Annotated in this window: 21 protein-coding genes; 12 read left to right on the top strand and 9 right to left on the bottom strand. The window is 61.7% G+C overall.

Translation table 11 applies throughout. From position 1 onward, the window contains the following. The first annotated feature begins 7 nt into the window (after positions 1-7). Positions 8-1,318, top strand: coding sequence for an OprD family porin (locus FW789_RS02900; protein WP_186698898.1), 1,311 nt, complete (start codon positions 8-10; stop codon positions 1,316-1,318). 91 nt (positions 1,319-1,409) lie between these two features. Here FW789_RS02900 and cysG read toward each other — a convergent pair whose 3' ends face one another. The 6 genes from cysG to ftsK all read right to left on the bottom strand — a co-directional run bounded on the left by cysG (position 1,410) and on the right by ftsK (position 8,869). Further along, entirely contained in the window at positions 1,410-2,798 is a 1,389-nt protein-coding gene (gene cysG / locus FW789_RS02895; RefSeq protein ID WP_340610457.1) for a siroheme synthase CysG, read from the bottom strand. Beyond that, positions 2,799-4,079, bottom strand: coding sequence for a serine--tRNA ligase (serS, locus tag FW789_RS02890; protein WP_101320823.1), 1,281 nt, complete (start codon positions 4,077-4,079; stop codon positions 2,799-2,801). Between the two features lie 28 nt (positions 4,080-4,107). Next, positions 4,108-4,482: a fluoride efflux transporter CrcB gene (gene crcB, locus FW789_RS02885; protein ID WP_101320825.1), complete on the bottom strand. Its 375-nt coding sequence runs from the start codon at positions 4,480-4,482 to the stop codon at positions 4,108-4,110. After that, positions 4,479-5,804, bottom strand: a complete 1,326-nt coding sequence (locus tag FW789_RS02880) for a replication-associated recombination protein A (protein WP_446430851.1) — start codon at positions 5,802-5,804, stop codon at positions 4,479-4,481. Before FW789_RS02880 ends, crcB begins: the two co-directional genes overlap by 4 nt. Before the next feature lie 12 nt (positions 5,805-5,816). Next, positions 5,817-6,440 (bottom strand): outer membrane lipoprotein chaperone LolA, encoded by a 624-nt coding sequence (gene lolA, locus FW789_RS02875; protein WP_103437877.1) that lies wholly within the window; start codon positions 6,438-6,440, stop codon positions 5,817-5,819. Between the two features lie 62 nt (positions 6,441-6,502). Further along, on the bottom strand, positions 6,503-8,869 hold the full coding sequence (ftsK, locus tag FW789_RS02870) for a DNA translocase FtsK (protein WP_178080833.1): 2,367 nt from the start codon (positions 8,867-8,869) through the stop codon (positions 6,503-6,505). Positions 8,870-9,271: 402 nt separating this feature from the next. Here ftsK and aat point away from each other — a divergent pair, with 402 nt between their 5' ends. The 3 genes from aat to infA all read left to right on the top strand — a co-directional run bounded on the left by aat (position 9,272) and on the right by infA (position 11,036). Then, positions 9,272-9,952: a leucyl/phenylalanyl-tRNA--protein transferase gene (gene aat / locus FW789_RS02865; RefSeq protein WP_103437878.1), complete on the top strand. Its 681-nt coding sequence runs from the start codon at positions 9,272-9,274 to the stop codon at positions 9,950-9,952. Positions 9,953-10,007: 55 nt separating this feature from the next. Then, entirely contained in the window at positions 10,008-10,715 is a 708-nt protein-coding gene (locus tag FW789_RS02860; protein ID WP_103437879.1) for an arginyltransferase, read from the top strand. Positions 10,716-10,817: 102 nt separating this feature from the next. Beyond that, positions 10,818-11,036, top strand: coding sequence for a translation initiation factor IF-1 (gene infA / locus FW789_RS02855; protein ID WP_002553999.1), 219 nt, complete (start codon positions 10,818-10,820; stop codon positions 11,034-11,036). Positions 11,037-11,123: 87 nt separating this feature from the next. Here infA and clpA read toward each other — a convergent pair whose 3' ends face one another. Both clpA and clpS read right to left on the bottom strand, forming a co-directional pair. Continuing rightward, positions 11,124-13,394, bottom strand: a complete 2,271-nt coding sequence (gene clpA, locus FW789_RS02850; protein WP_101320837.1) for an ATP-dependent Clp protease ATP-binding subunit ClpA — start codon at positions 13,392-13,394, stop codon at positions 11,124-11,126. Between the two features lie 30 nt (positions 13,395-13,424). Next, positions 13,425-13,787, bottom strand: coding sequence for an ATP-dependent Clp protease adapter ClpS (gene clpS, locus FW789_RS02845; protein WP_101320839.1), 363 nt, complete (start codon positions 13,785-13,787; stop codon positions 13,425-13,427). Between the two features lie 228 nt (positions 13,788-14,015). Here clpS and cspD point away from each other — a divergent pair, with 228 nt between their 5' ends. Continuing rightward, the gene (gene cspD, locus FW789_RS02840) at positions 14,016-14,276 is read left to right on the top strand and encodes a cold shock domain-containing protein CspD (RefSeq protein WP_186698890.1); all 261 of its coding nucleotides are present in this window, start codon (positions 14,016-14,018) and stop codon (positions 14,274-14,276) included. A 68-nt stretch (positions 14,277-14,344) separates the two neighbouring features. On the opposite strand, the gene icd is transcribed toward cspD, so the two are convergent. Continuing rightward, positions 14,345-15,601, bottom strand: a complete 1,257-nt coding sequence (icd, locus tag FW789_RS02835) for an NADP-dependent isocitrate dehydrogenase (RefSeq protein WP_103437880.1) — start codon at positions 15,599-15,601, stop codon at positions 14,345-14,347. A 427-nt stretch (positions 15,602-16,028) separates the two neighbouring features. Here icd and FW789_RS02830 point away from each other — a divergent pair, with 427 nt between their 5' ends. The 7 genes from FW789_RS02830 (at position 16,029) to FW789_RS02800 (ending at position 23,779) form a co-directional block, all read left to right on the top strand. After that, a complete protein-coding gene (locus FW789_RS02830; protein WP_186698886.1) occupies positions 16,029-18,254 on the top strand; it encodes an NADP-dependent isocitrate dehydrogenase in 2,226 nt (741 codons plus the stop codon). Positions 18,255-18,321: 67 nt separating this feature from the next. Then, positions 18,322-18,762, top strand: a complete 441-nt coding sequence (locus FW789_RS02825; RefSeq protein ID WP_101320845.1) for an NUDIX hydrolase — start codon at positions 18,322-18,324, stop codon at positions 18,760-18,762. A gap of 56 nt (positions 18,763-18,818) precedes the next feature. Continuing rightward, the gene (mnmA, locus tag FW789_RS02820) at positions 18,819-19,943 is read left to right on the top strand and encodes a tRNA 2-thiouridine(34) synthase MnmA (RefSeq protein ID WP_103437882.1); all 1,125 of its coding nucleotides are present in this window, start codon (positions 18,819-18,821) and stop codon (positions 19,941-19,943) included. Beyond that, positions 19,940-20,566 (top strand): high frequency lysogenization protein HflD, encoded by a 627-nt coding sequence (hflD, locus tag FW789_RS02815; RefSeq protein WP_101320849.1) that lies wholly within the window; start codon positions 19,940-19,942, stop codon positions 20,564-20,566. Before mnmA ends, hflD begins: the two co-directional genes overlap by 4 nt. Positions 20,567-20,733: 167 nt before the next feature. Continuing rightward, the gene (gene purB / locus FW789_RS02810; RefSeq protein ID WP_101320851.1) at positions 20,734-22,104 is read left to right on the top strand and encodes an adenylosuccinate lyase; all 1,371 of its coding nucleotides are present in this window, start codon (positions 20,734-20,736) and stop codon (positions 22,102-22,104) included. Between the two features lie 81 nt (positions 22,105-22,185). Then, entirely contained in the window at positions 22,186-23,352 is a 1,167-nt protein-coding gene (locus FW789_RS02805) for a ribosomal protein uL16 3-hydroxylase (RefSeq protein WP_103437884.1), read from the top strand. Then, a complete protein-coding gene (locus FW789_RS02800) occupies positions 23,345-23,779 on the top strand; it encodes a GNAT family N-acetyltransferase (RefSeq protein WP_103437885.1) in 435 nt (144 codons plus the stop codon). The genes FW789_RS02805 and FW789_RS02800 overlap by 8 nt, the downstream gene beginning before the upstream one ends. Positions 23,780-23,928 lie beyond the last annotated feature (149 nt).

Here is a 23,928-nt window from a genome sequence, read left to right as displayed (position 1 = left end):
GCCCTTAATGCACCTTTCACTGCTGACCGCTACCAGCGCCCTGCTCGTCCCCGCCGCCCAGGCGGCCTTCATCGAAGATGGCAAGGCCACGCTCAACCTGCGCAACTACTACTTCAACAACGACATGCGCGACCGCCCCGGTGCCGCCGGGCAAAGCAAGACGGCCGAATGGGCGCAGGGCTTCATGCTCGACTACAAGTCAGGCTTCACCGACGGCACGGTCGGCTTTGGCGTCGATGCCCTCGGCCTGCTTGGGGTGCGCCTGGACGGCGGCGCCGGCAATCATCGCGGCAGCTCGATGATCCCCGACGACAGCGACGGCAGCGCCGTCGACGAATGGAGCCGGCTGGGCCTGACCGGCAAGATGCGCTTGTCCAAAACCGAAGCGCGCTACGGCACCTTGCAGCCCAAGCTGCCGATTCTGGTGGCCAACGATGGTCGGGTGCTACCGCAGACATTTGAAGGCGGCATGATCACCTCGCAAGAAATCGACGGCCTGACCCTTATCGGCGGGCGCCTCGAGCATGCCACCGGGCGCGCCTCGACCAACCGCTCAGGGCTGGCCGTGGCGGGCGGCACCGAGCAAAGCAACGAGTTCATCTTCGCCGGTGCCGACTATCAACTGAGCAAGGCGCTCAAGCTGCAGTACTACGCCGCCCAGCTCGAAGATTATTACGTGCAGCACTTCGGCGGCCTGGTGCATGTATGGGCACTGAGCGACAACCAGTCGCTGACCACCGACCTGCGCTACTTCAAGACCGATGCAAGCGGGCGCAACGATTCGGCCAGCGGGCGCGGCGAGGGGTATCGCGTCAGTGGCTTGGCTGATACGCCCGGCAAGATCGACAACGATACCTGGAGCGCCATGTTCACCTATGCCATTGGCGGCCACAGCGTACTGCTCGGGCATCAGCGAGTGTCCGACAGTGGTAACTTCGTTCAGCTCAACCAGGGCAATACCGGCGAAGGCGCCGCAGGGTCGAGCATCTACCTGTTCACTGACCGCCTGGTTACCAGCTTTACCCGCGCTGGCGAGCGCACCACTTTTGGTCAGTACGGCTACAATTTCGCCGCACTCGGTGTGCCAGGGCTGGTGGCATCGGTCACTTACCTGAAGGGCACGAATATCCGCATGGCCTCAGGCGGCGACGAAAAGGAATGGGAGCGCGATATCGCCTTGGATTATGTGGTGCAGGGCGGCACCTTCAAGGGGCTGGGGTTCAGCTGGCGCAACGGCATGTTGCGCAGTGGCGTGCCCAGCGAGTGGGATCAGGATCAGAACCGCTTGACCGTCAGCTATTCGGTGCCGCTGTTCTAGGCCCACAACCCTAAGAAGACTCGGGGCCATTGCCGCAGGTTTTTACAACCTGACAGCCATGGCCCCGAGTTTTCAAACATAGCAGCGCAGCTTAGTCCTGAGTGCCTTCGAACCAAGCCAGCTTCTCGCGCAACTGCACCACCTCACCCACGATCACCAGGGTCGGCGCATGCACTTCATGCTCAGCCACCATCGCCGGCAGATCTGCCAACGTGCCGGTGAACACTCGTTGATTACGCGTGGTGCCCTGCTGCACCAAGGCCGCTGGCGTAGTCGCCGCACGGCCATGGCGAATCAGTTCGGCGCAAATCGTCGGCAAGCCGACCAGGCCCATGTAGAACACCAGAGTCTGCCCAGGTGAAACCAGATCGTGCCACGGCAGGTTGCTGCTACCGTCCTTCAGGTGACCGGTAACGAAGCGCACTGACTGCGCGTAATCACGGTGAGTCAGCGGAATCCCGGCGTACGCCGAGCAACCGCTGGCAGCGGTGATGCCTGGGACTACCTGAAACGGAATACCATGCTCGGCCAGCTCCTCGATCTCTTCGCCACCGCGGCCGAAGATGAACGGGTCGCCGCCCTTGAGCCGCAATACGCGCTTGCCCTGCAAGGCCAGCTCAACCAGCAGCTGATTAATCTGCTCCTGCGGTACCGAGTGATCGGCGCGGCGCTTGCCGACGTAGATCCGCTCAGCATCGCGCCGGCACATGTCGATGATCGCCGGTGCCACCAAGCGGTCGTACAGCACCACATCGGCCTGCTGCATCAGGCGCAAGGCACGAAAGGTCAGCAGATCCGGATCACCCGGGCCAGCGCCCACCAGATACACCTCACCGCCCTGCTGCACCGGTGCGCCGTCGACCATCGCTTGCAACAAACGCTCGGCTTCAGCGCTCTGCCCGGCCAGCTGACGCTCGGCAATCGGGCCCTGGAACACCGTCTCCCAGAAGCCGCGGCGCTGATTGACGTCCGGGTACAGCGATTTCACCTGATGGCGAAACCGCGCGGCAAGCCCGGCCAGTTCCCCATAGGCCGCCGGAATCCAGGCTTCCAGCTTGGCCCGGATCAGCCGCGCCAACACCGGCGCATCGCCGCCACTGGACACTGCTACCACCAACGGCGAGCGATCGACGATGGCCGGGAAGATCACCGTACACAGGGCCGGCGCATCGACCACATTGACCGGCAGGCTGCGTGCCTGCGCTTCGGCCGACACCTGAGCATTGAGCTGCGGATCGTCGGTGGCAGCGATCACCAGCCGGCACCCTTCCAGGTCCGTGACCTGGTAGCCACGCACCAGTACCTCGCCGCCGGTTGCCTCGGTCAAGCTGATCAGCTGGCTGTCGATTTGCGGCGCCACCACGCGCAGCGCGGCGCCGGCATCGGCCAGCAAGCGCGCCTTGCGCAGGGCGATTTCGCCACCGCCGACGACCAGTACCCGGCCGCCCTGCAACTTGTGAAACAGCGGCAGGTAATCCATTTAACCGATGACCTCGACGCCGCCCATGTACGGCTTGAGTACTTCCGGCACACGGATCGAACCGTCGGCCTGCTGGTAGTTCTCGAGTACCGCGACCAGGGTACGACCTACCGCCAGGCCGGAGCCGTTGAGGGTGTGCACCAGCTCGGGTTTGCCGGTTTCCGGGTTGCGCCAGCGCGCCTGCATGCGGCGCGCCTGGAAGTCGCCACAGTTGGAGCACGAGCTGATCTCGCGGAACTTGTCCTGGCTCGGCACCCACACTTCCAGGTCATAGGTCTTGACCGCACTGAAGCCCATGTCGCCGGTGCACAGGGCCAATACCCGGTACGGCAGCTCCAGCAGTTGCAGGACGCGCTCGGCGTTGGCGGTCAGGCCTTCCAACGCTTCCATCGACTTGCTCGGCTCGACGATCTGGACCATTTCGACCTTGTCGAATTGGTGCTGACGGATCATGCCGCGGGTATCGCGGCCCGACGCACCGGCTTCGCTGCGGAAGCACGGTGTGTGCGCAACGAACTTGATCGGCATTTGCTTGGCGTCGAGGATTTCGCCGGCAACGATGTTGGTCAGCGAAACTTCGGCGGTCGGGATCAAATAGAAGTCAGCTTCGCCTTCGCGACTGATCTTGAACAGGTCTTCCTCGAACTTCGGCAGCTGGCCGGTGCCCTGCAAGGCAGGCGCCTGCACCAGGTACGGGGTATAGGCCTCTTCGTAGCCGTGCTCGCTGGTGTGCAGGTTGATCATGAACTGCGCCAGGGCGCGGTGCAGCCGGGCGATCGGGCCACGCAGCAGGGCAAAGCGCGCGCCGGAGAGCTTGGCCGCGGTCTCGAAGTCCAGGCCACCGCTGATTTCACCCAGGGCAACGTGGTCTTTGACCTCGAAGTCGAAGGCACGCGGGGTGCCCCAGCGGCGCACTTCGACGTTGCCGTCTTCATCGGCACCGACCGGCACGCTGGCGTCCGGCAGGTTGGGGATGGTCAGCAGAATGCCGTCCAGCTCAGCCTGGATTTCGTCCAGCTCGGTCTTGCCGGCCGCCAGTTCGTTCGCCATGCGCTCGACATCAGCCATCAGCGGCGCGATGTCTTCGCCCTTGGCTTTGGCCTGGCCGATCGACTTGGAACGGGCGTTACGCTCAGCCTGCAGCTGTTCGGTACGAGTCTGCACCGCCTTGCGGCGCTCTTCCAGTGATTCGATGCGCGCGACATCCAGGCTAAAGCCACGGGAGGCCAGGCGATCCGCCACTTCCTGAAGTTGGCCGCGTAACAGTTTGGCATCGAGCATATCGTTCTCTCGTTATAGGTGTGTTGGTTCAGAATTTGGTTAGCGACAGGCCGGCCCAGGTGGCAAGCAACCCGCCGCATACGCTAATAGCGGTATAGCCTAGGGCCAGAGGTATCTGGCCGTTTTCCAGCAGGCGCACGGTATCGAGCGAAAATGACGAAAATGTGGTCAGCCCGCCGAGAAAACCGACGATCAAACCAGCGCGTAGCTCGACCGGGACCATCGGTTTGTACAGAAACAGCCCGTACAGCAGGCCGATCAGCAAGCAGCCGACCAGATTGACCGCCAGCGTACCGAGATAGAAGTGCCGTGGCCAGTGGGCGCTGACCCAGTTGCTGGTGGCAAACCGTAGCAGGGTGCCGGCGACGCCGCCGGCGCTGACGGCCGCAATCAAGGCAATCATGGTTTTCTCCGTTGGCGAGGACTGTTGCGATCGAGCTCGGCAAGGTGGCGCAGCTTCTCGCCGATCTTCAGTTCCAGGCCGCGTGGCACTGGCTGATAGTAAGGTCGTGGTTCGAGTTGGTCCGGGAAATAGTCTTCGCCTGCGGCGTAGGCATCCGGCTCATCGTGGGCGTAGCGGTATTCTTCGCCGTAGCCCAGTTGCTTCATCAATTTGGTCGGCGCATTGCGCAGGTGCAACGGCACTTCCAGCGAGCCGTGCTCGGCTGCCTCGCGCATGGCCGCCTTGAAGCCCATGTACACCGCGTTGCTCTTCGGCGCACAGGCGATGTAGGTAATGGCCTGGGCCACTGCCAGCTCGCCTTCCGGGCTGCCGAGGCGGTCCTGCACGTCCCACGCCGACAGGCACAGGCTCAGCGCCCGCGGGTCGGCGTTGCCGATGTCTTCGCTGGCCATGCGCACCACGCGCCGGGCGATGTACAGCGGGTCGCAGCCACCATCGAGCATGCGCGCGTACCAGTACAGCGCGCCATCCGGGTTGGAGCCGCGCACTGACTTGTGCAGCGCCGATATCTGGTCGTAGAACGCCTCGCCGCCCTTGTCGAAGCGCCGGCGGCTGTCGCCGAGCAGGCTCTGCAGCAGATCAACGCCGATATCAGCGCCATCTTCGGCCAGGTCCGAGGCGTTTTCGAGGAAATTGAGCATGCGCCGGCCGTCACCGTCGGCAGCGGCCATGAGCATCTTGAAGGCTTCATCGCCCACCGTCAGCTGACGCTTGCCCAGGCCGCGCTCTTCGCTGAGGGCGCGATTGACCAATTTGCGCAACGCATCCTCATCCAGGCTTTTGAGCACATAGACGCGCGCCCGCGAGAGCAAGGCGTTGTTCAATTCGAATGAGGGATTCTCGGTGGTCGCACCGATAAAAATCAGCGTGCCGTCTTCAACGAACGGCAGAAATGCATCCTGCTGCGACTTGTTGAAGCGGTGCACTTCATCGACGAACAGGATGGTTCGCCGGCCGTATTGAGCAGCTTGTTGCTTGGCCACCTCAACCGCCTGGCGGATCTCCTTGACCCCGGCCAGTACTGCCGAGACCGTTTCGAAGTGGGCATCACAGAACTGCGCCAGCAGCCGCGCCAGGGTGGTCTTGCCAACCCCCGGCGGACCCCAGAAAATCATCGAGTGCAGCGCCCCCTGCTCCAGCGCCTCGCGCAGCGGCTTGCCGCGCGCCAGCAGGTGCTCCTGGCCTACATACTCGTCCAGGTTGGACGGACGCAGCCGGGCAGCCAGTGGCTGCGAGACGGGTTCACTACGAAACAGGTCCATGACGGCCTCTGATTATTCCTGGATGACGTCCGCGCCTTGCGGTACATCGAACTTGAACTTGTTAGCCGGCACCGGCTGGTTGGCCTTGACCGCAGTGAACAGGATGTTGGTGCGCTGGCCAACGCTGTCAATCAGTTGCATGTCGTTGATCAGACCCTTGCGGAAGGAGATGCGCAGGGAATCGAACAGGGTGTCCTTGGTTTTTGGCTTGAGGGTGAAGTCCATCACCTCGCCTTGTTCCTTGGAGGTGATATCGAAGCTCTGGCTGATCTTGGAGACATCACCGGACAGCAGCAGCGCCGGGGTCTGGTTCAGGCGCACATCAAGCTTTTTTACCGTGGCCTGTTCCAGGTCCGGGTCCCACAGGGTGACCTTCTGACCATCGGACACCACTACCTGCTCCTGCGGCGCATCGGTGTGCCAGTAGAACAGGCCCGGGCGCTTGACGGTCATCTCGCCTGCAGTTTCCTGCAGGCTGGTGCCGCCGGCATCCAGGGTCAACTGGGAGAACCTGGCTTCGATGGTCTGCGACTTCTCGAGCAGATCGGTCAGGCGCCTCACATCGTTCTCGCCGGCATGCGCCGACAGGGTGCCCAGAGCCAGGGCGGAAACCAACAGCATGCGAATCGCGCGCATGGAAATCCTCGTTGAACAGTAGATGGGCCGGGCGCCGTGATTGGCGCCCGGCAGGGTGATGATCAATCGCGTGGGCCGCCCGGCGCAATCACTTCGCGCGAGCCGTTGGTGTTCATGGCGGTGACTACCCCGGCCATTTCCATCGACTCGATCATCCGCGCGGCGCGGTTGTAGCCGATTTTCAGCTTACGCTGCACGGCCGAGATCGAGGCGCGGCGGCTTTCAAGTACGAACTGCACAGCTTCGTCATACAGGGCGTCGGTTTCGGCATCGTCATCACCGCCACCGCTGCTGCCTTCAAAGCCGCTGCCGGCCTCTTCGACACCGTTGAGGATGTCGTCGTTGTAGTCCGGCGCGCCACGCAGCTTCCACGCTTCCACCACGCGGTGGACTTCTTCGTCGGAGACGAACGCACCGTGCACGCGGATCGGCAGGCTGGTACCCGGCGGCATGTAGAGCATGTCACCGTGACCCAGCAACTGCTCGGCGCCGCCCTGGTCGATGATGGTCCGCGAGTCGATCTTGCTCGACACCTGGAACGCCATACGGGTCGGGATATTGGCCTTGATCAGGCCGGTGATGACGTCAACCGATGGCCGTTGGGTAGCGAGGATCAGGTGAATACCCGCCGCCCGCGCCTTCTGCGCGATACGGGCGATCAGTTCTTCCACCTTCTTGCCGACGATCATCATCATGTCGGCGAACTCGTCGACCACCACGACGATGGTCGGCAGGGTTTTCAGGGTTGGCGGCTCGTCATCCATGCTCTCGCGACGGTACAACGGGTCATGAATGACCTCGCCAGCCTCCTGGGCATCCTTGATCTTGCGGTTGAAGCCGGCCAGGTTCCGTACGCCCATGGCCGCCATCAGCTTGTAGCGACGCTCCATTTCGGCAACGCTCCAGCGCAGGGCGTTGGCTGCGTCCTTCATGTCGGTAACGACCGGGCAGAGCAGGTGCGGAATGCCTTCGTAGATCGACAGCTCGAGCATTTTCGGGTCGATCATGATCAAGCGGGCGTCTTCCGGGCCGGACTTGAACAGGATCGACAGGATCATGGCGTTGACCCCCACCGACTTACCCGAGCCGGTGGTACCGGCCACCAGCAAGTGCGGCATCTTGGCCAGGTCGGTGATCACCGGCTTGCCGCCGATGTCATGACCCAGGGCCAATGCTACTGGCGACTTGGCGTCATCGTACTGGGACGACGACAGCACTTCGGAGAAGCGCACCATCTGCCGGTTCTCGTTGGGGATCTCGATACCGACGGTGGTCTTGCCGGGGATAACCTCGACCACCCGCACGCTGGTCACAGCCAGGGAACGGGCCAGATCCTTGGCCAGGTTGGCGATACGGCTGACCTTGACCCCGGCTGCCGGCTGGATCTCGTAACGAGTGATCACCGGGCCAGGATGGATCGAGTCAACCGAGACCTCGACACCAAACTCCTTGAGCTTGATTTCCAGCAGATGGCCAACACCGGCCAGGGACTCTGGCGAGTATTCGATTTTCTTTTCTTCTGCCGGATCGAGGATCGAGATCGGCGGAAGAGTGCCTTCGACGGCGCTGTCGACGAACAGCGGCGTCTGTTTTTCCTTGAGGATGCGTTTGCTCGGCTCCGGCGCCTTGACCGGGGCTGGCATGATCACCGGCGCCGGCTGCTGGACGCGCTGGGCAACGTGCTTGGTCAGCGCGTCGTCACGCTCGATGATGCGTTCGCGCGCCTTGAGCTGCTCGCGCTTGTCGGCCACCACCGGCGCTACGACCGTGTCGACCTGCTCGTCGACCTCACGCAGCTGCGCCACCAGGCGTTTGCGCTCGTTGCGCGCTTCCCACCAGCGATTGGCCGCACCTTGCACCAGCTCGAACAGGTCGAGGGTGATCTTGCCGGTCATGTCCATGACCTTGAACCAGGACAGATCGGTGAACACCGTCAGGCCGAACAGGAACAGGGCAATGAACATCAGCGTGCTGCCCTGCACATTCAACAGGCTGCGGGCCAGGTCGCCGAGGCTCTCGCCCAGCGCGCCGCCGGCCGAGAACGGCAGACTTGCCGACGGGTGGAAATGGATATGGGCCAAGGCTGCGCCCGACAACACCAGAAACACCAGACCAATCAGCCGCCACGAGAACAACCAGCCACTCCACTGCCACGGCTGATGACGCTCACGGAAGATCTGCCAGGTCTTGATCCCCAGCAGCAACGGGAAGATATAGGCGAAGTAGCCCAGCACCATGAACAGAATGTCGGCGAAATACGCGCCAGCGCGGCCAGCCGCGTTCTGCACCTGATCGACATTGCTGGTGTGAGTGAAGCCTGGGTCGGCGGTGTCGTAGGTCAGCAGCGCCATCCACAGGTACAGGCACAGCGCGCCGACGGCGATCAGCGCACCTTCCTTGAGGCGATAATGCAACTGCTGGCGCCACATCGGTACCGGCAGAGGGGGCGGAGTTGCGGTGGATTTCTTCAAAACGCGTCTATTCCTGCGCTTGCTGCGCGTCCAGTAGTGATCGACCCGATGTCCGGTCAATGAACCCGTACTTTTAACATTACTGCCCGCCAGCCGCCATGGCGGCGCGCCGGATGGGCGCGAACGGTGAGCAAACTTTCATGGGTGCAATTTGAGCACGCATTGCCTTGCGTGACAAAGGCTTATGCTGTGTTTTTGCACAGGTGTGACAACAAAGCCTCGGGTTGGTGCCGATTGCCTGAAAAATCTGCTGGCAATTGCCTTGGCGAGCGTCAGCGCTGCGGGTTGGCGTTGGATTGACCTGCTGACGAGGGCGGGCCATGCTGTCAGCCCTCCCCTCCCCCACTGCACATGATGCCCATGCTGATCTGGCTGACCCGCGACTCGCTGACCTTTCCGCCCCTGACAAAGGCTCTGCAGGAGCCCAACGGATTACTTGCCGCTGGCGGCGACCTGAGCCCTGAGCGCCTGGTTCAGGCCTATCGGCATGGCTGCTTTCCGTGGTTTCAGGATGGTCAGCCCATTCTCTGGTGGTCACCCGACCCACGCACGGTGTTGTTCCCCGACGAGCTGCACGTGTCACGCTCGCTGGCCAAGCTGATCCGCCAGCAGCGTTACCAGGTCAGTTTCGATACTGACTTCGAAACGGTAATCGCCGCTTGTGCAGCGCCACGCGACTACGCCGACGGCACCTGGATCACCGACCCCATGCGCGCCGCCTACTGCGAGCTGCACCGGCGCGGCTTCGCCCACTCGGTTGAAGTGCGCGAGAACGGCGAGCTGGTTGGCGGCCTGTACGGCCTGGCCATGGGTCGGCTGTTTTTTGGCGAGTCGATGTTCAGCCGCGCCGACAATGCCTCCAAGGTCGGCTTCGTGACCCTGGTCGAGCATCTGCGCGCGGCTGGTTTCGTTCTGATCGACTGCCAGATGCCCACCAACCACCTGCACAGCCTAGGCGCTCGCGCAATCAGCCGCGAAAGCTTTGCCGAGCACCTCGCACGCCATCTCGACCAGCCCGTCGAGGTCAGCTGGGTTCGCTAGGCGAGTTTGCCCAGCTGGCTTACACTTAGGACTACGTCTTGCCGAGGGGTCGATCATGACAGAGTTGGCGCGGTTGAAGTTCTATGCCACTCAGCCCCACTCCTGCAGCTACCTGCCTGATGAGCAGGCCACCACGCTGTTCCTCGACCCTAGCCAGCCGATGGACGTCGATGTGTATGCCGACCTCTCCGAAATGGGCTTTCGCCGCAGTGGCGACCACCTGTATCGCCCGCATTGCCAAAACTGCAATGCCTGCGTGCCAGCGCGCATCCCCGTCGCCCGCTTCATCCCCAACCGCCAGCAGCGGCGTATCCTCAAGCGCAACAGCGATCTGCAGGTGACTGCCGCCCGGCCGTCGTTCAAAGAAGAATATTTCGACCTTTATCGGCGCTACATCGAGCAGCGCCACAGCGACGGCGACATGTATCCGCCCAGTCGGGATCAGTTTTCCACCTTTCTGGTGCGCGATCTGCCATTCTGCTGGTTCTATGAGTTTCGTCTGCATGGACGGCTGCTTGCGGTGGCGGTATGCGATATGCTGCCCAACGGGCTGTCGGCGGTGTACACCTTCTACGAGCCGGATGAAGAACGCCGCAGCCTGGGGCGCTTCGCCATTCTCTGGCAGATCAGCGATGCACTGCGCCAGAACCTTGAGGCGGTGTACCTTGGCTACTGGATCAAGAATTGCAAAAAGATGAGCTACAAGACCCAGTATCGCCCCATCGAACTGCTGATCAACCAACGTTGGGTCAGCCTCAATTGAAAGCATTGGCTTGAAATACTCTTTTCGGGCATAATCCACGCCACTTTTTTGCCCGGTGCAGTTGCGCGTCGGGCCTACACTGGATACCGAGGGCTTTACTGCATGTCGAAAGAAGACAGCTTCGAAATGGAAGGCACTGTCGTCGACACCCTGCCCAACACCATGTTCCGCGTGGAGTTGGAAAATGGGCACGTCGTAACCGCGCATATCTCCGGAAAAATGCGCAAGAACTACATCCGTATTCTCACTGGCGACAAGGTTCGCGTCGAACTGACGCCTTATGACCTGAGCAAGGGCCGCATCACTTACCGCGCTCGTTAAGCTCCAGCCATGAAAAAGCCCGGCCAATGTGCCGGGCTTTTTTGTGGCCAAAGAAAGAGGGCCACCGAGGCGGCCCACTCTGCTCGATCACGCCACTTCGGCAGTGGTCTCGAAGTCGAACACCAACTCGCCATCACGTAGCTCGATGTGCACCACGCCGCCATGCTCGGCCAGCTCACCGAACAGAATCTCTTCAGCCAAGGGCCGCTTGATCTTGTCCTGGATAAGCCGTGCCATCGGCCGGGCACCCATCTGCACGTCATAGCCGCTGGCAGCCAGCCAGCCACGTGCCTCGTCACTGACCTCAAGCAGTACACGCTTGTCTTCCAGCTGAGCCTGCAGTTCGATAAGGAACTTGTCGACGATGCTTTTGATCGTCTCGTGGCTCAGGCGACCGAACTGGATGATGGTATCCAGGCGGTTGCGGAATTCCGGCGTGAAGCTCTTGCGAATGACTTCCATCGCATCCGACGCATGGTCCTGATGGGTAAAGCCAATGGAAGCCCGCGCGGCAGTTTCGGCGCCGGCGTTGGTGGTCATGATCAGAATCACGTTGCGGAAATCCGCCTTGCGCCCGTTGTTGTCGGTCAGGGTACCGTGGTCCATCACCTGCAGCAGCAGGTTGAAGACTTCCGGGTGGGCCTTCTCGATCTCGTCGAGCAGCAGTACGCAGTGCGGCTGCTTGGTGATTGCCTCGGTGAGCAAGCCACCTTGGTCGAAACCGACATAGCCTGGCGGCGCACCGATCAGGCGCGACACAGTGTGCCGTTCCATGTACTCGGACATGTCGAAGCGCACCAGCTCAACCCCCAGCGCCTTGGCCAGCTGACGCGCAGCCTCGGTTTTGCCGACGCCGGTAGGGCCAGCGAACAGGAACGAGCCTACGGGCTTGTCCGGGGCCTTGAGGCCGGCTCGCGACAGCTTGATCGCAGTCGACAGCGAGTCGATCGCTGGATCCTGACCAAATACGGTCAGTTTCAGGTCGCGCTCCAGGTTACGCAGCAGCTCCTTGTCGGAGCTGGACACGTGCTTTGGCGGAATCCGAGCGATTTTCGCGACGATATCTTCGACCTGCGCGACTTCGATGCGCTTGACCCGATTGGCCTCCGGCTGCAGACGCTGGTAGGCACCCGCCTCGTCGATCACATCGATGGCCTTGTCCGGCATATGCCGGTCATTGATATAGCGCGCGGCGAGCTCGGCAGCGGCGCGCAGGGCCTCGTCGCTGTACTCGATGTGGTGATGCGACTCGAAGCGGCCTTTCAGCCCACGCAGGATACCCACGGTGTCTTCCACCGACGGCTCCGACACATCGACCTTCTGGAAGCGCCGCGCCAAGGCCCGGTCCTTCTCGAAGATGCCACGAAATTCCTGGAAGGTAGTCGAGCCGATGCAGCGTATATCACCTGACGAGAGCAGTGGCTTGAGCAGGTTGGACGCATCCATTACCCCGCCCGAGGCCGCCCCAGCACCGATGATGGTGTGGATCTCATCGATGAACAGGATCGCCTGCGGACGTTTTTTCAGCTCACCAAGCAGCGCCTTGAAGCGCTTCTCGAAGTCGCCACGGTACTTGGTCCCGGCCAGCAGTGCGCCGAGATCGAGCGAATAGACCACGCTCTGCGCCAGCAGATCAGGCACCTGACCGTCGACGATACGTTTGGCCAGGCCTTCGGCGATGGCCGTCTTGCCGACGCCCGCTTCACCGACCAGCAACGGGTTGTTCTTGCGCCGGCGAGCGAGAATCTGCGCTACGCGCTCGACTTCTTGCTCACGGCCCACCAACGGATCGATACGACCCTGACGCGCCTGCTCGTTGAGGTTGCTGGCATAGGTATCCAGCGGATTGCTCGAGGACGACGTTTCGCCACCCTCTTCATCCTGCATGTCCTGGTCGCTGTCGGCGCTCGGCCCATGGCCTGGCACCTTGGAAATGCCGTGGGCAATGAAGTTGACCACGTCGATACGGGCCACGCTCTGCTGCTTGAGCAGAAACACGGCCTGACTTTCCTGCTCGCTGAAGATAGCCACCAGCACATTGGCGCCGGTCACTTCACGCTTGCCCGAACTCTGCACATGGAACACCGCGCGTTGCAGCACTCGCTGGAAGCCCAGAGTTGGCTGGGTTTCGCGGTCTTCGTCGTGCACCGGAATCAGGGGGGTAGTGGAGTCGATGAACTCTTGCAGGTCGTGCTTGAGCTTGTCGAGATTGGCGCCACAGGCGCGTAGAACGGTTGCGGCCGCCTCATTGTCTAGGAGTGCCAACAGCAGATGTTCGACGGTCATGAACTCATGACGCTTCGAACGGGCCTCCTTGAAGGCCAGATTGAGGGTGACTTCGAGCTCGCGGTTTAACATAGCTTCACCTCATACCCAAGTGGTCGGCGATTAACCGTCCTTCTCGATTTCACAGAGTAGCGGATGCTGGCTCTCCCGGGCGTATTGGTTGACCTGCGTCGCCTTCGTTTCGGCGATATCGCGGGTAAACAATCCGCATACTGCCCGCCCTTCGGTATGGACGGTCAGCATGATCTTGGTCGCCAGCTCGCGGTTCAAACTAAAGAACGTCTCGAGCACTTCGACGACGAAATCCATTGGCGTGTAGTCATCGTTGAATAAAACCACCTTGTACATGGGTGGCGCCTGCAGGATCGGCTTGGCTTCTTGAACAGCCAGACCGGAGCCATCGTCCTCGTTGGTCTGAGGACCATCCTGATTGAATGTTAGTCGAATCTGACTGTGTGCATGCATGGAAAGAATTTCATCACATCGACAAGTTAAGGTTGTGGGTTGACCGCATAGGGCTGGCGCCGGCGCAGGCGCCGCATGACCTTGACTATCGGCAAAACGGTGTTACAACCAATAGAACCCACCGTGGGCGATAAAGATCCGCGCAGTCAACCAGATTTTTCGCAAGGTTCGTATGCGGATACGTGGATGATACTCCAGTGATGGAGTCCTTTGCAGAGGGACATAGGGATGACAAGCGGTAAAGTCAAGTGGTTCAACAATGCCAAGGGCTACGGGTTCGTCAACGAAGACGGCAAGACTGAAGACCTCTTTGCCCACTATTCGGCCATCGTAATGGACGGATACAAGACGCTGAAGGCAGGCCAGCTGGTCAAGTTCGACATCATCCAGGGCCCCAAGGGCCTGCACGCGGTGAACATCAGCGACGCCAAAGCCGAGGTCACAAGTTCAGCAGATCCGGCGACTGAACGCACGAAGGCCACTGCCTGACCATTTGCCTGCCGCTGAGATGTGAACGGGCCGATCGCCTCTTGAACGAGGCGATCGGTTTTTCGTGTCTACATGTGTTTGATCATCTCATCGCCAAAACCTGAGCTACCCACCAGCGTAGCGCCGTCCATCAGGCGCTCGAAATCATAGGTAACGGTTTTCGCCGCAATTGCGCCGTTGGTGCCTTTGATGATCAGGTCGGCAGCCTCGGTCCAGCCCATATGCCGCAGCATCATTTCGGCTGAGAGGATAACCGACCCCGGGTTGACCTTGTCCTGGCCAGCATACTTGGGCGCGGTACCGTGCGTCGCTTCGAACATTGCCACGGTATCCGACAGGTTCGCCCCAGGCGCGATGCCAATCCCGCCCACTTCTGCCGCCAGCGCATCGGACAGGTAGTCACCGTTCAGGTTGAGCGTGGCAATCACGTCATACTCTGCCGGGCGCAGCAGGATCTGCTGCAGCATGGCATCGGCGATCGCATCCTTGACCACCACCTTCTTGCCACTCTTGGGGTTGGTGAACTGCATCCAGGGCCCGCCATCGAGCAACTCGGCGCCGAATTCTTCCTTGGCCACCTCGTAGCCCCAGTCCTTGAACGCGCCCTCGGTGAATTTCATGATGTTGCCCTTGTGGACCAGGGTCAGCGACTCGCGGTCATTGTCGACCACATACTGCAACGCCTTGCGCACCAGGCGCTTGGTGCCTTCCTTGGAGACCGGTTTGACGCCGATGCCGCAGTCCTGGTCGAAGCGGATCTTGGTGACGCCCATTTCCTCCTTGAGAAACTTGATCACTTTGATGGCTTCGGGCGAACCGGCCTTCCACTCGATGCCGGCATAAATGTCTTCGGAGTTTTCCCGGAAGATCACCATGTCGACGTCTCCCGGCTTTTTCACCGGACTCGGCACGCCTTCGAACCACACCACCGGGCGCAGACACACATACAGGTCAAGCTGTTGGCGCAGGGCCACGTTCAGCGAGCGGATGCCGCCGCCGACCGGCGTGGTCAGCGGGCCTTTGATCGACACCACGTATTCTTTGACTGCGTCGAGGGTCTCTTGCGGCAGCCAGGTGTCCTGGTCATACACCTGCGTAGCTTTTTCACCGGCATAGACCTCCATCCAGGCGATCTTGCGCTTGCCGGCGTAGGCCTTGTGCACCGCGGCATCGACTACCTTGATCATCACCGGGGAAACATCGACCCCGATGCCATCGCCTTCGATATAAGGAATGATCGGATTGTCGGGCACATTGAGCGAATGGTCGGCATTAACGGTGATCCTGGCGCCGTCGGTCGGCACCGTGATTTTCTGGTATCCCATGCTTGCACTACTCCGGAGTCGGGTGTGGTTGGACATCATGCGATCCAATCAGCCTAAACCACATCTGCCGACCTGCAAGGCCGGGCTTGCACCTGCGGCAATGCACCACATTGCAGGTAAGTCTTTGGTCTTATAAATGCGCTGATACCACTTGGCCTTGCTGATTAGCCCGAAGGGTTTGGTATACTCCGGCCCTGACCGTAAGGTCATGGGGGCGAATCCCCGGAAATCGCGGCTTGCCCCCGGCCCTCGAAGGCCACAAAGTCTGGGCTGTTACCGCATCCCAGCCGCTTGACGCTCGACTGATGCATCCACCATCACCGCTCGTAGCCTCTCGACCTTTTGCCCATGGCGCGCCGTGGGCGATGCGCCTACCCAGCGCACCCCGAGACTCGAGTACGCTCAGCAAAACAGAGAGTTAACCCGCATGCCCACCCGCTCTAAGATCATCTATACCTTCACCGACGAAGCCCCTGCCCTCGCCACCTATTCGCTGCTGCCGATCGTCGAAGCGTTCACCGCCTCGGCTGACATCGCCGTCGAAACTCGCGACATCTCCCTGGCTGGCCGTATCCTTGCGGCATTCCCGGAGCAACTCGGCGCAGACAAGCAGGTAAGCGATCATCTGGCGGAGCTGGGCCAACTGGCCACCACCCCTGAAGCCAACATCATCAAGCTGCCGAACATCTCGGCCTCGGTGCCTCAGCTCAAGGCTGCGATCAAGGAACTGCAAGCCAAGGGTTACGCCATCCCTGACTACGCTGACGAGCCTGCCAGCGCTGCCGAAAAAGAATCCCGCGCGCGCTACGACCGCATCAAGGGCAGCGCCGTGAACCCGGTACTGCGCGAAGGCAACTCCGACCGCCGCGCGCCGCTTTCGGTCAAGAACTACGCTCGCAAGCACCCGCACAAAATGGGCGCCTGGGCTTCCGATTCGAAATCGCACGTGGCCCACATGAGCCAAGGCGACTTCTACGGCAGCGAAAAAGCCGCACTGATCGAAGCTGACGACAGCCTGCGCATCGAACTGCTGGACAAGAACGGCGCAACTACCGTTCTGAAGGAAAAAACCGCTGTCAAAGCCGCAGAAGTCGTTGACTGCGCGACCATGAGCCGCAAAGCCCTGAAAGCCTTCATCGCCGAGCAGATCGCAGATGCAAAGGCCAGCGGCGTACTGCTCTCGGTGCATTTGAAAGCAACCATGATGAAGGTTTCCGACCCGATCATGTTCGGCGTCATCGTCGAAGAGTTCTACGGTGAAGTGCTGGCCAAGCACGCTGCAGCGCTGGCCGACATCGGTTTCAATGCCAACAACGGCATCGGCGACCTGTACGCCCGCATCAAGGACCTGCCAGCTGACCAGCAAGCGCAGATCGAAGCCGACATCCAGGCCCTGTACGCCGTACGTCCAGCCCTGGCCATGGTCAACTCCGACAAAGGCATCACCAACCTGCACGTGCCGAGCGACGTAATCGTCGACGCCTCGATGCCGGCCATGATCCGTGACTCGGGCAAGATGTGGAACACTGCCGGCGAGCTGCAAGACGCCAAGGCCGTGATCCCGGACCGCTGCTACGCCGGTATCTACCAGGCTGCCATCGAAGACTGCAAGGTCAACGGCGCCTTCGATCCGACCACCATGGGCAGCGTACCGAACGTTGGCCTGATGGCGCAGAAAGCCGAAGAGTACGGCTCCCACGACAAGACCTTCGAAATCAAGGCCGATGGCGTCGTGCGCGTCGTTGATGGCAAAGGCAACGTGGTTCTGCAACAGAATGTCGAAGCCGGCGACATCTTCCGCATGTGCCAGACCAAGGACGCGCCGATCCAGGACTGGGTCAAGCTGGCCGTCAACCGTGCCCGCCTGAGCGGTACCCCAGCGGTGTTCTGGCTCGACCCGGAACGCGCCCACGACGGCGTGATGATCGAGAAAGTCCAGAAGTACCTGAAAGACCACGACACCACTGGCCTGGACATTCGCGTCCTGCCGCCGGTCGAGGCGATCAAGTTCTCCCTGGCCCGTATCCGCGAAGGCAAGGATACCATCTCGGTGACCGGCAACGTTCTGCGCGACTACCTGACCGACCTGTTCCCGATCATGGAGCTGGGCACCAGCGCCAAGATGCTGTCGATCGTGCCGCTGATGAACGGCGGCGGCCTGTTCGAAACCGGCGCTGGCGGTTCGGCACCCAAGCACGTGCAGCAGCTGGTCGAAGAGAACTTCCTGCGTTGGGATTCGCTGGGTGAGTTCCTCGCTCTGGCGGCCTCGCTCGAGCACCTGGGCGACACCTACGCCAACCCACGCGCCAAGGTTCTGGCCAACACCCTGGACCAGGCTACCGGCAAGTTCCTCGACAACAACAAGTCGCCTTCGCGCAAGGTTGGCGGTATCGACAACCGCGGTAGCCACTTCTACCTGACCCTGTACTGGGCTCAGGCCCTGGCTGCGCAGAGCGACGACGCTGCGCTGCAAGCGCGCTTCGCCCCGCTGGCCAAGACCCTGACCGAGAACGAAGCGACCATCGTCGCCGAACTCAACGCCGTACAGGGCAAGCCAGTCGACATCGGTGGCTACTATGCCCCGGATGCCGAGCTGACCGCCAAGGTGATGCGTCCAAGCCAGACCCTCAATAACGCGATTGCTGCGCTGTAAGGTTCGCTTGAAGTAACCCCACAAACCCCGGCCACGCACCGGGGTTTGTGCTTTTCAGGATTCCACTATGACCTGGCACCCCCACATCACCGTAGCCACCGTGGTCGAAGACCAGGGCCGCTTCCTCTTCGTCGAGGAATTCAAAGCCGGCCAGCACGTCTTCAACCAACCGGCCGGCCACCTCGAGCCCAACGAAACCCTGCAGCAGGCCGCCCTGCGCGAAACCCTCGAAGAAACCGCCTGGGACGTCGAACTGACCGGCGTGGTGGGCATCTACCTGTACACTGCCCCCAGTAACGGCGTCACCTACCAACGCATCTGCTTCGCTGCTCGCCCCGTCCGGCACCATCCGCAACGCGCCCTCGACAGCGATATAACCCGTGCGCTGTGGATGACCCGCGCCGAGCTGCTGGCCGAGCCACAACGCTGGCGCAGCGAGCTGGTGCCGCGCTGCATCGACGACTACCTGGCAGGGCCGCTGCACAGCCTCGCCCTGCTGCGCGACTGACGCGCACGAGCGGGCCTGATAGAATCGACCTTTTTCCCTGATACACATCGGTAGCCATGACCAGCCCAGCACTTAAAGACCCCGCCAAGACCCGCGTCATCGTCGGCATGTCCGGCGGCGTCGACTCTTCCGTATCCGCCCTTCTGCTGATCGAGCAGGGCTACCAGGTGGAAGGTCTGTTCATGAAAAACTGGGAAGAGGACGACGGCACCGACTACTGCACCGCCCGCGAAGACCTGGCCGACGCCCAGGCCGTGTGCGATCGCATTGGCATCAAGCTGCACACGGCCAACTTTGCCGCCGAGTACTGGGATAACGTGTTCGAGCACTTTCTTGAAGAGTACAAGGCTGGGCGCACGCCAAACCCGGACATCCTCTGCAACCGCGAGATCAAGTTCAAGGCCTTCCTCGACTACGCGCTGTCGCTCGGCGCCGACCTGATCGCCACCGGTCACTATGTACGCCGGCGCGACACCGGCGAGCTGACCGAGCTGCTCAAGGGCCTGGACCCGAACAAGGACCAGAGCTACTTTCTGCATGCCGTCGGCGGCAAGGAAATCGCCCGCACCCTGTTCCCGGTCGGCGAGCTGGAAAAACCCGAAGTGCGCGCCATCGCCGAGAAACATGGCCTGGCGACTGCCAAGAAAAAGGATTCCACCGGCATCTGCTTCATTGGCGAACGACGCTTCAGCGACTTCCTCAAGCAGTACCTGCCGGCCCAGCCGGGCAACATCGAAACCACCGAAGGTGAAGTCATCGGTCGCCACCACGGCCTGATGTACCACACCATCGGCCAGCGCCAGGGCCTGGGCATCGGCGGCCTAAAGGACGCCGGTGACGACCCGTGGTACGTGCTGGTCAAGGACCTCGCCCGCAACGTGCTGGTGGTCGGCCAGGGCAACGAGCACCCATGGTTGTTCTCCCGCGCCCTGCTCGCCTCGGACATCTTCTGGGTCAACCCAGTCGACCTCGCCACCCCGCGCCGCCTCACGGCAAAGGTGCGCTATCGCCAGGGCGACCAGGGCTGCACCCTGGAACGCACCGACAGCGGCTACCGCGCCGTGTTCGACGAGCCGCAACGTGCGGTCACCCCCGGCCAGTCGGTGGTGTTCTACGATGGCGAGGTGTGCCTGGGCGGCGGCGTGATCGAAACTGCCGAGCCGTGGAGCCCGCGCCCATGAGCAACCTGCACGAGCAGTTGATTGCCCTGGGCGGCGTGTTTCAGGCTGCGGTGCTGGTCGACAAGCTGGCACGCACCGGCCAGTCCAATGACGCCGAGCTTGGCTGCATGCTTGGCAGCCTGCTGGTGATGGACCCCAAGGACACCCTCGAAGTGTTCGGTGGTGATGACCTGAACCTGCGCGACGGTTACCGCGCCCTGGTCGGCGCACTCGAGCGCGAGCCCAGCAGCCTGCAGCGCGAGCCGCTGCGCTATGCGCTGTCGATGCTCGGCCTCGAGCGCCAGCTGGCCAAGCGTGGCGACCTGCTGGAAACCATCGGCAACCGCCTGCCGCAAATCCAGGGTCAGGCCGATCACTTCGGCCTGACCCACGAGAATGTCATCGCTTCCAGTGGCGCCTTGTATCAGGACACCCTGAGTACCTTGCGCCAGCGCATTCAGGTGCATGGCGACATGCGCTTCCTGCAGCAAGCCAGCAACGCCTCGAAGATCCGCGCACTGCTGCTGGCCGGGATCCGCGCCGCACGCCTGTGGCGCCAGCTTGGCGGGCACCGCTGGCAGCTGGTGTTCAGCCGGCGCAAATTGCTCAACGAGCTGTACGGCATGATGCGCACCAATTCCTGAATGCCGCGCACTCCCGCCTTGCGCGCCCCCTGTAGGAGCGGCCTTGTGTCGCGAAAGGGCTGCGATAAGCATCAAACGGGCTCGACCTTTGGTCAGCCACCCGACCTCGGCGCATTTTTCATGTATGATATGCGCCCTCCAAAAGCCTGACTGTCCGAGAACACCCCATGCAGCTTTCCTCGCTCACTGCGGTTTCCCCTGTAGACGGCCGCTACGCCGGCAAAACCCAGGCCTTGCGCCCTATTTTCAGCGAATACGGCCTGATCCGTTTCCGCGCCTTGGTCGAAGTGCGCTGGCTGCAACGCCTGGCCGCTCACCCGCAAATCGGTGAAGTGCCGGCATTCTCGGCCGAGGCCAACGCCGTTCTCGATACCCTGGCCAGCGATTTCCAGCTGGCCCACGCCGAGCGCGTCAAGGAAATCGAACGCACCACCAACCACGACGTCAAGGCCATCGAGTACCTGCTCAAGGAGCAGGCTGCACAACTGCCTGAGCTGGCCAACGTCAGCGAGTTCATCCACTTCGCCTGCACCAGCGAGGACATCAACAACCTGTCCCACGCGCTTATGCTGCGCGCGGGCCGTGATGACGTACTGCTGCCGCTGATGCGCCAGATCGCCGAAGCGATCCGCGCGCTTGCCCACCAGCATGCCGACGTGCCGATGCTGTCGCGCACCCACGGCCAGCCAGCCTCGCCGACCACCCTGGGCAAAGAGATGGCCAACGTCGTCTACCGCCTCGAGCGCCAAATTGCGCAAGTCGCTGCCGTGCCGCTGATGGGCAAGGTCAACGGCGCCGTCGGTAACTACAACGCGCACCTGTCGGCCTACCCGCAGATCGACTGGGAAGAAAACGCCCGCGCCTTCATCGAAGACGAGCTGGGCCTGCAGTTCAACCCGTACACCACCCAGATCGAGCCGCACGACTACATTGCCGAGCTGTTCGACGCGATCGCCCGCTTCAACACCATCCTGATCGACTTCGACCGGGACATCTGGGGCTACATCTCGCTGGGCTACTTCAAGCAGCGCACCGTTGCCGGTGAAATCGGCTCGTCGACCATGCCGCACAAGGTCAACCCGATCGACTTCGAAAATTCCGAAGGCAACCTCGGTATCGCCAACGCCCTGTTCCAGCACCTGGCCAGCAAACTGCCGGTTTCGCGCTGGCAGCGTGACCTGACCGACTCCACCGTGCTGCGCAACCTGGGCGTGGGCTTCGCTCACAGCGTTATCGCCTACGAAGCCAGCCTGAAGGGCATCAGCAAGCTGGAAGTCAACACCCAGCGCATCGCTGCTGACCTGGACGCCTGCTGGGAAGTGCTAGCCGAGCCGATCCAGACCGTCATGCGCCGCTTCAACATCGAAAACCCCTACGAGAAGCTCAAAGAGCTGACCCGTGGCAAAGGCATCACCCCTGAGGCGCTGCTGACCTTCATCGATGGCCTGGACATGCCAGCCGATGCCAAGGCCGAGCTCAAGCAGCTGACTCCTGCGACCTACATAGGTAACGCAGTAGCGCAGGCCAAACGTATCTAAGATTACGCCTGCGTCTGACGCCCGGCCTAGCCGGGCGTTTTTATTCCCGGACGAAAGTTACGTTTTTTCAATAGGTTGAACATGAATTCTGATACTCCACTTCAGCTGCTTGGCGGTTTGACTGCTCGCGAGTTCCTGCGTGACTACTGGCAGAAGAAGCCATTGCTGGTACGCCAGGCATTCACCGACTTCGAAAGCCCGATCGACCCTGACGAGCTGGCTGGCCTGGCCCTGGAAGAGGAAGTCGAATCGCGCCTGGTCCTCGAACACGGCGAACGCCCGTGGGAGCTGCGTCGCGGCCCGTTCACCGAGGACGACTTCGCCACCCTGCCAGAGCGCGACTGGACCCTGCTGGTGCAAGCGGTCGACCAGTTCGTGCCAGAAGTGGCCGAACTGCTGGAAAGCTTCCGCTTCCTGCCAAGCTGGCGCATTGACGATGTGATGATCAGCTATGCCGCGCCCGGCGGCAGCGTTGGCCCGCACTTCGACAACTACGACGTGTTCCTGCTGCAGGGCCACGGTACCCGCAACTGGAAAGTCGGCCAGATGTGCGACAGCGACAGCAAGCTGCTCGAGCACGCTGACCTGCGCATCCTGGCTGACTTCGAGCAGACCGACGAGTGGCGCCTGGAGCCGGGTGACATGCTCTACCTGCCACCACGCCTGGCCCACTTCGGCGTTGCCGAAGACAACTGCCTGACCTACTCGGTCGGTTTCCGCGCGCCAAGCGCAGCTGAAGTGCTGACCCACTTCACCGACTTCCTCAGCCAGTTCCTGCCGGACGAAGAGCGCTACAGCGACGCCGACGCCCAGCCGGTCAGCGACCCGCACCAGATCCAGCACGACGCTCTGGACCGCCTCAAGGCGCTGCTGGCCGAGCACATGGGTGACGAGCGCCTGCTGCTGACCTGGTTCGGCCAGTTCATGACCGAGCCACGCTACCCTGAGCAGGTCGCCGGCGAGCCGCTCAAGGAAGAAGAGCTGATCGACAGCCTGGAACAAGGCGCTATTCTTATCCGTAACCCAAGCGCACGCTTGGCCTGGTCGGAAGTCGATGACAACCTGCTGCTGTTCGCCAGCGGCCAGAGCCGTCTGCTCTCGGGTCACCTGCGCGATCTGCTGAAGATGATCTGCGCCGCCGATGCGCTGCACATCGAAAACCTGGGCCAGTGGCTCAAGGATGAAGAAGGTCTGACCCTGGTCTGCCAGCTGGTCGAACAAGGAAGTCTGGGTTTTGCCAATGAATAGAATCAGCGTTCGGCTTGCCGATTGGATCAAGGACAACAGTGACATCCGCCACATCCGCGATGCGGTGTTCGTTGCCGAGCAGCACATTCCGCCTGAGCTGGAATTTGACGCCGAAGACCCCCAGGCTGTGCATTTCCTGGCCCTCGAGGGTGACTACCCGATCGGCACCGCGCGCTTGCTGGCAGACGGCACCATCGGCCGCATCTCGGTGCTCAAGGACTGGCGCGGGCTGAAAGTGGGCGACGCACTGATGCATGCAGTGATCGCCGAAGCCCAGGCTCGCGACCTCAAGCAACAGACCTTGAGCGCCCAGGTGCATGCCACACCGTTCTACGAGCGGCTGGGCTTCAAGGTGGTCAGCGAGGAGTTCCTCGAGGCCGGCATCCCCCATGTGGAGATGGTGCGCGAGTCCTGCGACCTGGCCTGAGCAATCTCAGGGCCGCTTAAACCGGCCCTGTTTCGCAGCGGGCTGCAATGGCCCGCTGCGTGCTCTGCAACATTGACTCACCAGCAAGCTGTATATGCATACAGATAAAACTTGCCTGGCGGCGCTTCTTTGTTCATCCTGACGCTCAT

Source organism: Pseudomonas sp. 1121_17, assembly GCF_052850745.1.
This window is presented reverse-complemented; position numbering and strand designations above follow the sequence as displayed.

Excerpts from the sequence above, each read along its gene's own strand:
- FW789_RS02860 (WP_103437879.1), top strand. The coding sequence starts at position 10,008 with ATGACAGAGTTGGCGCGGTTGAAGTTCTATGCCACTCAGCCCCACTCC.
- purB (WP_101320851.1), top strand. The coding sequence starts at position 20,734 with ATGCAGCTTTCCTCGCTCACTGCGGTTTCCCCTGTAGACGGCCGCTAC.
- serS (WP_101320823.1), bottom strand. The coding sequence starts at position 4,079 with ATGCTCGATGCCAAACTGTTACGCGGCCAACTTCAGGAAGTGGCGGAT.
- FW789_RS02830 (WP_186698886.1), top strand. The coding sequence starts at position 16,029 with ATGCCCACCCGCTCTAAGATCATCTATACCTTCACCGACGAAGCCCCT.
- clpS (WP_101320839.1), bottom strand. The coding sequence starts at position 13,787 with ATGCATGCACACAGTCAGATTCGACTAACATTCAATCAGGATGGTCCT.
- infA (WP_002553999.1), top strand. The coding sequence starts at position 10,818 with ATGTCGAAAGAAGACAGCTTCGAAATGGAAGGCACTGTCGTCGACACC.
- clpA (WP_101320837.1), bottom strand. The coding sequence starts at position 13,394 with ATGTTAAACCGCGAGCTCGAAGTCACCCTCAATCTGGCCTTCAAGGAG.
- aat (WP_103437878.1), top strand. The coding sequence starts at position 9,272 with ATGCTGATCTGGCTGACCCGCGACTCGCTGACCTTTCCGCCCCTGACA.
- lolA (WP_103437877.1), bottom strand. The coding sequence starts at position 6,440 with ATGCGCGCGATTCGCATGCTGTTGGTTTCCGCCCTGGCTCTGGGCACC.
- icd (WP_103437880.1), bottom strand. The coding sequence starts at position 15,601 with ATGGGATACCAGAAAATCACGGTGCCGACCGACGGCGCCAGGATCACC.
- FW789_RS02880 (WP_446430851.1), bottom strand. The coding sequence starts at position 5,804 with ATGGACCTGTTTCGTAGTGAACCCGTCTCGCAGCCACTGGCTGCCCGG.
- cspD (WP_186698890.1), top strand. The coding sequence starts at position 14,016 with ATGACAAGCGGTAAAGTCAAGTGGTTCAACAATGCCAAGGGCTACGGG.
- hflD (WP_101320849.1), top strand. The coding sequence starts at position 19,940 with ATGAGCAACCTGCACGAGCAGTTGATTGCCCTGGGCGGCGTGTTTCAG.
- FW789_RS02805 (WP_103437884.1), top strand. The coding sequence starts at position 22,186 with ATGAATTCTGATACTCCACTTCAGCTGCTTGGCGGTTTGACTGCTCGC.
- mnmA (WP_103437882.1), top strand. The coding sequence starts at position 18,819 with ATGACCAGCCCAGCACTTAAAGACCCCGCCAAGACCCGCGTCATCGTC.
- cysG (WP_340610457.1), bottom strand. The coding sequence starts at position 2,798 with ATGGATTACCTGCCGCTGTTTCACAAGTTGCAGGGCGGCCGGGTACTG.
- FW789_RS02800 (WP_103437885.1), top strand. The coding sequence starts at position 23,345 with ATGAATAGAATCAGCGTTCGGCTTGCCGATTGGATCAAGGACAACAGT.
- crcB (WP_101320825.1), bottom strand. The coding sequence starts at position 4,482 with ATGATTGCCTTGATTGCGGCCGTCAGCGCCGGCGGCGTCGCCGGCACC.
- FW789_RS02825 (WP_101320845.1), top strand. The coding sequence starts at position 18,322 with ATGACCTGGCACCCCCACATCACCGTAGCCACCGTGGTCGAAGACCAG.
- ftsK (WP_178080833.1), bottom strand. The coding sequence starts at position 8,869 with ATGTGGCGCCAGCAGTTGCATTATCGCCTCAAGGAAGGTGCGCTGATC.
- FW789_RS02900 (WP_186698898.1), top strand. The coding sequence starts at position 8 with ATGCACCTTTCACTGCTGACCGCTACCAGCGCCCTGCTCGTCCCCGCC.